Genomic DNA, 1283 nt, shown 5'->3' with positions numbered 1-1283 from the left:
GGTCGCCCAGCGAGGTCCCCGTCCCGTGGCCCTCGACGGCGTCGACGTCCGCGGGCGTCAGCCCGGCGTTGGCGAGGGCGGCGAGGATCACCCGCTCCTGCGAGGGGCCGTTCGGGGCGGTCAGGCCGTTGGACGCGCCGTCCTGGTTGACGGCCGAACCCCGGACCACGGCCAGCACCTCGTGCCCCAGCCGCCGGGCGTCCGACAGCCGCTCCAGCAGCACCAGGCCCACGCCCTCGGCCCAGGCGGTGCCGTCGGCGCCGTCCGCGTAGGCCCGGGCCCGGCCGTCGGCGGAGAGCGCGCGCTGGCGGGAGAACTCGACGAAGGAGGTGGGCCGGGCCATGATCGCGGCGCCGCCGGCCAGGGCGAGCGTGCACTCGCCGTCGCGCAGCGCCTGCGCGGCCAGGTGCAGGGCCACCAGGGAGGAGGAGCAGGCGGTGTCCACCGTCACCGACGGGCCTTCGAGGCCGAGGGTGTAGGAGATGCGGCCGGAGGCGACCGAGCCGGCGTTGCCGGTGCCCAGGTAGCCCTCCAGGCCGTCCGGGACCTCGGCGAGGTCGGTGGCGTAGTCGTGGTACATCAGGCCCGCGTAGACTCCGACCGGCTGCCCCTTGAGCGAGGTCGGGTCGATGCCCGCGCGCTCCAGCAGTTCCCAGGAGGTCTCCAGCAGCAGCCGCTGCTGCGGGTCCGTCGCGAGCGCCTCGCGCGGGGAGATCCCGAAGAAGGCGGCGTCGAACTCGCCCGCGTCGTGCAGGAATCCGCCGTGGCGGGCGTAGGAGGTGCCGGGGACGGCCGGGTCCGGGTCGTAGAGGGCGTCGAGGTCCCAGCCGCGGTCGGCGGGGAAGGGGGTGATCGCGTCGGTGCCCTCGGCGACCAGCCGCCACAGGTCGGCCGGGGAGGCGACGCCGCCGGGCAGCCGGCAGGCGGCGCCGACGATGACGACGGGGTCCTCGGCGGGCGGCACGGTGCGCGGTACGGGCGCGGGCCGGGCGGCGGTGGCCGGACGGCCGGTCAGGGCGTTCAGCAGGAAGGCCGCGACGGCGGTCGGGTTGGGGTGGTCGAAGGCGAGGGTGGCGGGCAGCCGCAGGCCGGTGGCGGCGGTGAGGCGGCCGCGCAGTTCGACGGCGGTGGCGGAGGTGAAGCCGAGGTCCTTGAACGGGCCGTCGGGGCGGATCGGGTCGGGGCCGTCGCCGGCCAGCCCGGCGGTCTCCGCGAGGACGAGGTTGAGCAGCTCGCGCTGCCGGTCGGCGGCCGATCGGGCGGCCAGGCGGCGGCGCAGCGCG

The 1283-nt window shown here is 77.3% G+C and carries 1 protein-coding gene; it reads right to left on the bottom strand.

Annotated elements, in window-relative coordinates; genetic code table 11:
- Window positions 1-1283: type I polyketide synthase (locus AE652_RS40630; RefSeq protein ID WP_049660877.1), on the bottom strand; the 1283-nt coding region annotated here is incomplete at both ends.

Source organism: Kitasatospora sp. MY 5-36, assembly GCF_001182915.1.
Classification (GTDB): Bacteria; Actinomycetota; Actinomycetes; order Streptomycetales; family Streptomycetaceae; genus Kitasatospora.
The sequence above is the reverse complement of the archived record's forward strand: the minus strand, read 5'-3'. Positions and strand labels throughout refer to the sequence as shown.